Here is a 7,623-nt window from a genome sequence, read left to right as displayed (position 1 = left end):
GGCCTGCCGGTGGCCGGCAGGCCGGCCCGTACGGGCCTCTCAGCCCGAGCGGCCGCCGAAGAAGCCGCCGCCGTCGCCACCGTTGTCCCCACCGTTGTCCCCGCCGTTGTTGCCCGGCAGGGCCTGCACGTTGACCGCGCTGTTCTTGTCGACCATCTGGCCCGCCTGAGGCTGGAAGCCCACGACCCTGGCGTTGTCGTCGGTCGCGCCCTGCACGTTGATCTGCAATCCGGCCTGTGCCAGTGCGGCCTTGGCCTGGCCCAGTGTCATGCCGGCCAGGTCGGGGACACCGACCTTCTCCGGCTGGGCCGGGCCCTTGGAGACCTTGAGGACGATCTGGACGTCCTTGGCCTGCTTGCTCGGGCCTTCGGGGGACTGGCCGACGACCGTGTCCTTCGGCTTGTCGGAGTCCACGTCCGTCCGGCTGATGTTGGTGAAGCCGATGCCCCGGAGCTGGGCTTCCGCCTCCGCGTACGTGCGGTTCAGCACCGGCAGGTCCAGCAGTGCCTGCTTGGCCACCGTCAGCGTGATCTCGCTGTCCTTGGCGGCCTTCGAGCCGCCCTCCGGGTCCTGCTTGGTGACCGTGCCCGGTGTCGCGTCGGACTCGACCGAGGTGACGTCGACCGTGAAGCCCTTGTCCTCCAGCTCCTTGCGGGCGGTCTCCTCGGACTTCTCCAGGACGTTGGGGACCTCGATCTTCGGCGCACCGGTGGAGACGACGACGGTGACGGTCTCACCCGTCTTCATCTCGCCGTCCGACGGGCTCTGGCTGCAGATCTTGCCCTCGTCCTGGTTCTCGCAGGGCTCCTTGGCACCGACCTTCAGGGTGACCTCGGAGTTGTCCGCGAGTTTCTGGGCGCCCTCGAGCGTGGAGCCGACCAGCTTGGGGACGGGGACGGTACCGCTGCTGCCCTCGTTGTCCCCGAAGACCGAACGGCCGATCAGGATCGCGCCCACGAGCACCAGGATGCCCGCGGCGACCAGCAGGATCGTCGAGGTGTTGTTCTTCTTCTGCTGGCGCCGCCGCCCGGGCCGGTCGTCGTGACCGTAGCCGTCGTCGGGGTTCACCGGGGGCAGCATGGAGGTCGGTGCGCCGCCCGGGTCCGCCTGGCGCAGAGCCGTCGTGGGCTGGTCGTGGTTGTAGGCGTCGTATCCGCCGTAACCCGCCGCTCCCATGGCCGCGGTCGCCGCGACCGGCTGCCCGTCGAGGCACGCCTCGATGTCGGCACGCATCTCGTCGGCCGACTGGTAGCGGTAGTCGGGGTCCTTGGTGAGCGCCTTCAGCACGATCGCGTCCATCTCGGGCGTGATCTCGGAGTCGAAGTTGCTCGGCGGCTGCGGTTCCTCGCGCACGTGCTGGTAGGCGACCGCGACGGGCGAGTCCCCGACGAACGGCGGCCGTACGGCGAGCAGCTCGTAGAGCAGGCAGCCGGTGGAGTAGAGGTCGGAGCGGGCGTCGACCTGCTCGCCCTTCGCCTGCTCCGGGGAGAGGTACTGGGCGGTGCCGATGACGGCGGCGGTCTGGGTCATCGTCATCCCGGAGTCGCCCATGGCGCGGGCGATGCCGAAGTCCATGACCTTGACCTGGCCGGTGCGCGTCAGCATGACGTTCGCGGGCTTGATGTCGCGGTGGACGATCTGGGCGCGGTGGGAGTACTCCAGCGCCTGGAGGATCCCGACCGTCATCTCGAGCGTGCGCTCGGGCAGGAGCTTGCGCCCGGAGTGCAGGAGCTCGCGCAGCGTGGACCCGTCGACGTACTCCATCACGATGTACGGGATGGAGACACCGTCGACGTAGTCCTCGCCCGTGTCGTAGACGGCGACGATCGCGGGGTGGTTGAGCGAGGCGGCCGACTGGGCCTCACGGCGGAACCGGGCCTGGAAGGACGGGTCACGGGCGAGGTCGGCCCGCAGCGTCTTCACAGCGACGGTGCGGCCGAGCCGGGTGTCGTGGGCGAGGTAGACCTCGGCCATGCCACCACGGCCGAGCACCGAGCCCAGCTCGTACCGGCCGCCGAGGCGACGCGGCTCTTCCATAACTGATCCAGCCCTCTCCGTCAGTCCCGACCGCACCCGTGTGTGTGGTCCGGCGGTGCGCTGTTCGCGCTAACGCTACCGGGCGCGCCCGGTGTGATCGGCCCGCACCCGTCAGCCGATATCCGACCGGTATCGCTACGTGCCGGTGTGGACAGAAGCTGTGACGAGTGTCACTTCTTTCCGTCGAGTACCGCCTTCATCACGTTCTTGGCGATCGGCGCGGCCAGACCACCACCGGAGATGTCGTCGCGGTTGGCGTTGCCGTCCTCGACGACCACGGCGACGGCGACCGGGGAGCCGCTGTCGGTCTTGGCGTAGGAGATGAACCAGGCGTACGGCTTCTCGCTGTTGTTGAGGCCGTGCTGCGCGGTGCCGGTCTTGCCGCCGACCGTCACCCCTTCGATCTGGGCCCTCTTCCCCGTGCCGTCCTTGACCACGGTCTCCATCATCTGCTGCAGCTTCTGGGCGTTCTCCCCCGAGAGCGGCTCGCTGAGCTGCTCCTTCTCGTGGGTGTAGATGACGTCCAGGTTGGGGGCCTGCCGCTGGGCGACCATGTACGGCTGCATGAGCTTGCCGTCGTTGGCGATGGCGGAGGCGACCATGGCCATCTGCAGGGGCGTGGCGCGGTTGGACGCCTGGCCGATGCCCGCCATCGCGTTCTGCGGGCGGTTGTCCTTCGGGTAGACGCTCGCGTCCGCCCGGACCGGGGTGAAGACCTCTTTGTTGAAGCCGAACTTGTCGGCCTGCTCGATCATCTTGTCGTTGCCGAGGTCGTCGCTCATCTTGCCGAAGACGGTGTTGCAGGACCAGCGCAGGGCCTCCCGGAGGGAGGCGTTCTCGCACGGGATGGTGCCCTCGTTCTGCAGCAGGTTCGTCGACTGGGGGAGTCGCCAGGGCAGGGGCGACTCCGTCTTCGCGTCGATGTCGGTGTAGAGGCCGTTCTCCAGTGCCGCGGCGGCGGTGACGACCTTGAACGTCGAACCGGGCGGGTAGGTCTCCCGCAGGGCCCGGTTCAGCATCGGCTTGTCCTCGTCCTTGAGGAGCTTCTGCCGGGCGTCGGAGTCCTTGAGGGAGTTGCCCGCGAAGACGGACGGGTCGTACGACGGGGTGCTGGCCAGGGCCAGGATGGCGCCGGTCTGCGGATCGAGCGCGGCGACGGCGCCCTTCTTGTCACCGAGCCCCTTGAAGGCGGCCTTCTGCGCGGCGCCGTTCAGGGTGGTGACGATGTTGCCGCCGGTCTTCTTCTCGCCCGTGAACATCGAGAGGGTGCGGTCGAAGAACAGCTGGTCGCTGTTGCCGGTGAGGATGCCGTCCTCGAGGTTCTCCAGCTGCGAGGAGTCGAAGGCCTGCGAGGAGTAGCCGGTGACGGGCGCCCACATGGGTCCGTTCTTCCAGACCCGCTTGTACTTGAAGTCGCTGTCCTTCGTCTCGACGGAGCCGGTGATCGGTTCGCCGTCGACGATGATGTTGCCGCGCTCGTGTGCGTAACGCTCGATCTCGACGCGGCGGTTGTGCTCGTTCGTGTTGAGCTCGTCGGCCCGGACGTACTGGAGGTAGTTGGTGCGCACGAGCAGGGCGAGGATGAGGAGGCCGCAGAACATCGCGATGCGGCGGAGCGGCTTGTTCACGGTCGGACCACCTGGGTCATCTCGGCGTCCGGGGACGGGGCTGGGGCCGGGGCAGGGCGTCGGGCGGTGTCGCTGATTCTGATCAGGATGCCGACGAGCGCCCAGTTGGCGATGACGGACGAACCGCCGGCTGCGAGGAACGGCATGGTCATGCCGGTCAGGGGGATGAGCCCCATGACACCGCCGGCGACGACGAAGACCTGGATCGCGAAGGAGCCGGAGAGCCCGATCGCGAGGAGTTTGCCGAAGGGGTCGCGGGCGGCCAGCGCCGTGCGGACACCACGCTCGACGATCAGGCCGTAGATCAGCAGGACGCCCATCATGCCCGCCAGGCCGAGCTCCTCGCCGACGGTGGCGAGGATGAAGTCGGAGTTGGCGGCGAAGCCGATCAGGTCGGAGTTGCCCTGTCCGAGCCCGGTGCCCAGGGTGCCGCCCGATCCGAAGGCCATCAGGGACTTGGCCATCTGCTCACTCGCCATCTCCTTGCCCCAGCCCGCGAACGGGTCGAGCCAGGCGGTGACGCGGTCCTGGACGTGCGGCTCGAACGTCGCCACTCCGACAGCGCCAGCTCCGGACATCAGCAGACCGAAGACGATCCAGCTCGTGCGCTCGGTGGCGACGTACAGCATGACGACGAACATGCCGAAGAACAGCAGGGACGATCCCAGGTCGGTCTCGAAGACCAGGATGAGGATCGAGAACGCCCACACCATGAGGATGGGCCCGAGGTCGCGGCCCCGGGGCAGGTAGAGCCCCATGAAGCGGCGGCTGGCCAGGGCGAGGGCGTCCCGCTTGACCATGAGGTATCCGGCGAAGAACACCGCGATGATGATCTTGGCGAACTCTCCCGGCTGGATGGTGCCGACACCGGGGATCTTGATCCAGATCTTGGCGCCGTTCACGGAGGGGAAGAACATCGGGAGGATCAGGAGGAACAGCGCCACCAGCATGGAGATGTAGGTGTAGCGCTGCAGGATGCGGTGGTCCTTGAGGGCGATGAGTACGCCCACCATCAGGGCCACACCCACGGCCGAGAACATCAGCTGCTTGGAGGCCGCCGGGACGAAGGTCGTGAGGGCCTGGAAGCGTTCGGACTGGTCCAGACGCCAGATGAACGCCAGTCCCAGCCCGTTCAGCAAGGTCGCCAGTGGCAGCAGCAACGGGTCCGCGTACGGGGCGAACCGCCGGACGGCGAGGTGCGCCACGCCGCCGAGCAGGGCGAGGCCCAGGCCGTAGCCGAGCATGCCGGCGGGCAGTTCGCCGTTGAGGGCGAGGCCCACGTTGGCGTAGGCGAACACCGAGATCAGGACGGCGAAGGCGACCAGTGCCAGTTCGGTGTTGCGGCGGCTCGGCGCGTCGATGGCCCCGATGGTGGTGGTGTTGGTGACAACGCTCATGGTGCTGAAGGCCCCCTACGGCTTACTGCTTACCGCACTGCGGGACCAGCTTCTTCTCTTCCTCCGAGAGGCTGGGGCCGGGAGTGGGGGTCGCGGTCTTCTTGTCGCCCTTGGCAGGGGGCGTGGCGGATGTGCTGTCGGCGTTCTCGTTCTGGCTCTTGGCGGCTTCCGCCGCGGCCGCGCGGCGCTGCGCGTCCTTCTTGCACGCGGACGCCTGTGCCTCCAGCTCGCCGACCTTCTGGCGGGCGTCCGTGAGGTTGCCCTCGGCGATGGTCGCCTCCACCTGCTTGCGCTGGTAGGGCGGGAGGTACTTCAGTTCGATCGCGGTGCTCTCCTCCACTTCGGAGAGCGACACCCAGGCGAGATCCTGGCTGATCCCGCGGAACAGCGCCACGTTCTCGTCCTTGGCACCCACGTAGAACTGGGTCTGGGTCCAGCGGTAACCGCCGTAGACGCCACCGCCGATGACGGCCAGGGCCAGCACGATGTAGACCGACCGCTTCAGCCACCTGCGGCCGGCGCGGGGCTTGACGAAGTCGTCGTCGGTGTACGAGCTCAGAGCGCCGTCCGGGCCGGAGCCGTACCCCATGTCGTCACCGCTGCCGGGAGGGCCGAAGCCTCCGGCGGGCGGGGGGACGGGGCGGCCGAGGCCGGCGGCGCGGCCGGCGGGCGTCTCCATGGCACGGCCGTCGTTCGCCTGGGCGGCCTGGTTCTCGGCGACCGCGCCGACGATGACCGGCGTGTCGTTGAGCTGCCCGGCCAGGGTGTCGTTGCTGTCGACGTCCAGCACGTCGGCGACGATGCAGGTGATGTTGTCGGGGCCACCGCCACGCAGAGCGAGCTGGATGAGCTCCTGGATGGTCTCCTGGGGGCCCTGGTAGCTGGCGAGGGTCTCCTCCATCGTCTGGTGGGAGACGACGCCGGAGAGCCCGTCGGAGCAGATCAGGTAGCGGTCCCCGGTGCGGACCTCGCGGATGGAGAGATCCGGCTCCACGTGGTCGCCGCTGCCGAGCGCCCGCATCAGCAGGGAGCGCTGCGGGTGGGTGGTGGCCTCTTCCTCGGTGATCCGCCCCTCGTCGACGAGACGCTGCACCCAGGTGTGGTCCTGGGTGATCTGCGTCAGTACGCCGTCGCGCAGGAGGTAGGCGCGCGAGTCGCCGACGTGGACGAGCCCGAGCCGCTGACCGGTCCAGAGCAGGGCGGTGAGCGTGGTGCCCATGCCCTCGAGCTGGGGGTCCTCCTCGACCATGACGCGCAGCTGGTCGTTGGCCCGCTGGACCGCCGTGCCGAGGGAGGTGAGGATGTCGGAGCCCGGCACGTCGTCGTCGAGCTGGACGAGCGTGGAGATCACCTCGGAGCTGGCGACCTCGCCGGCCGCCTGGCCGCCCATGCCGTCGGCGATGGCGAGAAGGCGGGGGCCGGCGTAGCCGGAGTCCTCGTTCCCCTCCCGGATCATGCCCTTGTGCGATCCGGCGGCGAAGCGCAGGGACAAGCTCATGCGCACCTCGCCCGTCGGCTCGCCGGTCGACTGTCGCGCCAGCCGGTCTCGAGCCACACTGCCCACCCTCCGGTCGGGAGCCGCGCCGGGTCCTCGGTCAGGACCGCCGCGGCTCGCTCGCTCCGCTCGCTCATTGTCGTACTACTTCCGCAGCTCGATGACGGTCTTGCCGATGCGGATCGGCGCGCCCAGCGGAACAGGTGTCGGGGTGGTGAGCCGGGTCCGGTCGAGATAGGTGCCGTTGGTGGACCCGAGATCCTCGACGATCCACTGGCCGTCCCGGTCCGGGTAGATCCTGGCATGCCTGCTGGACGCGTAGTCGTCGTCCAGCACGATCGTTGAGTCGTGCGCCCGCCCCAGCGTGATGGTCTGCCCCTGGAGCGCGACCGTGGTGCCGGTGAGCGTCCCTTCGGAGACCACCAGCTTCGTGGGCGCCCCGCGACGCTGACGCCCGGGCTGCTGGCGCTGCTGAGGGGGTGCCGCCTGCTGTTGACGCGCCTGCTGCGGGCGCGCGTCGGCGGCAGTGCGGCGTGAGCCGCGCTGCGTGACGCGCGTTCCGAACAGGTCGCTGCGAATGACCTGGACGGCCACGATTACGAATAGCCACAGAACAGCCAGGAAACCTAGCCGCATGACCGTCAGGGTCAGCTCTGACATTGCCCCCGCTTCACCCTTCGGCTTGCCGGTAAACGATGGTGGTGCTGCCCACGACGATCCGCGAGCCGTCGCGGAGCGTAGCGCGGGTGGTGTGCTGCCCGTCCACCACGATGCCGTTGGTGGACCCGAGATCCTGGATCGTCGAGGGCGTTCCGGTCCGGATCTCACAGTGCCGGCGCGAGACGCCGGGGTCGTCGATCCGCACGTCGGCGTCGGTGCTTCGTCCCATCACCAACGTCGGGCGGGAGATCTGATGGCGGGTGCCGTTGATCTCGATCCAGCGCCGCACCGCCGCGTCCGGCATGGGACCGGACGCGGCCGGCGGGCGCCAGTCGCTGGAAGGGCCTCCGGGCCGCCCGGCACCCGGCGGCGGGGCCGCGGGCATGGGCGGGGGCGAGGACGGCGG

The 7,623-nt window shown here is 69.1% G+C and carries 6 protein-coding genes; all 6 read right to left on the bottom strand.

Features of this window, described 5'->3' with window-relative positions; genetic code table 11:
- Nucleotides 1-39: 39 nt before the first annotated feature.
- The gene (gene pknB / locus ABZ371_RS26105; protein ID WP_358683888.1) at nt 40-2,037 is read right to left on the bottom strand and encodes a Stk1 family PASTA domain-containing Ser/Thr kinase; all 1,998 of its coding nucleotides are present in this window, start codon (nt 2,035-2,037) and stop codon (nt 40-42) included.
- Between the two features lie 170 nt (nt 2,038-2,207).
- The gene (locus ABZ371_RS26100; protein WP_358683886.1) at nt 2,208-3,665 is read right to left on the bottom strand and encodes a penicillin-binding transpeptidase domain-containing protein; all 1,458 of its coding nucleotides are present in this window, start codon (nt 3,663-3,665) and stop codon (nt 2,208-2,210) included.
- The gene (locus ABZ371_RS26095; protein ID WP_358683884.1) at nt 3,662-5,062 is read right to left on the bottom strand and encodes an FtsW/RodA/SpoVE family cell cycle protein; all 1,401 of its coding nucleotides are present in this window, start codon (nt 5,060-5,062) and stop codon (nt 3,662-3,664) included. The genes ABZ371_RS26100 and ABZ371_RS26095 overlap by 4 nt, the downstream gene beginning before the upstream one ends.
- Before the next feature lie 22 nt (nt 5,063-5,084).
- A complete protein-coding gene (locus ABZ371_RS26090) occupies nt 5,085-6,560 on the bottom strand; it encodes a Stp1/IreP family PP2C-type Ser/Thr phosphatase (RefSeq protein WP_358683882.1) in 1,476 nt (491 codons plus the stop codon).
- Between the two features lie 141 nt (nt 6,561-6,701).
- Nucleotides 6,702-7,217, bottom strand: coding sequence for an FHA domain-containing protein (locus tag ABZ371_RS26085; RefSeq protein WP_307126071.1), 516 nt, complete (start codon nt 7,215-7,217; stop codon nt 6,702-6,704).
- Nucleotides 7,218-7,227: 10 nt separating this feature from the next.
- The coding region (locus ABZ371_RS26080; protein ID WP_358683880.1) for an FHA domain-containing protein at nt 7,228-7,623 on the bottom strand (396 nt) is incomplete at its 5' end.

Origin of the sequence: Streptomyces sp. NPDC005899, assembly GCF_040629645.1 — a bacterium.
Classification (GTDB): domain Bacteria; phylum Actinomycetota; class Actinomycetes; order Streptomycetales; family Streptomycetaceae; genus Streptomyces.
This window is presented reverse-complemented; position numbering and strand designations above follow the sequence as displayed.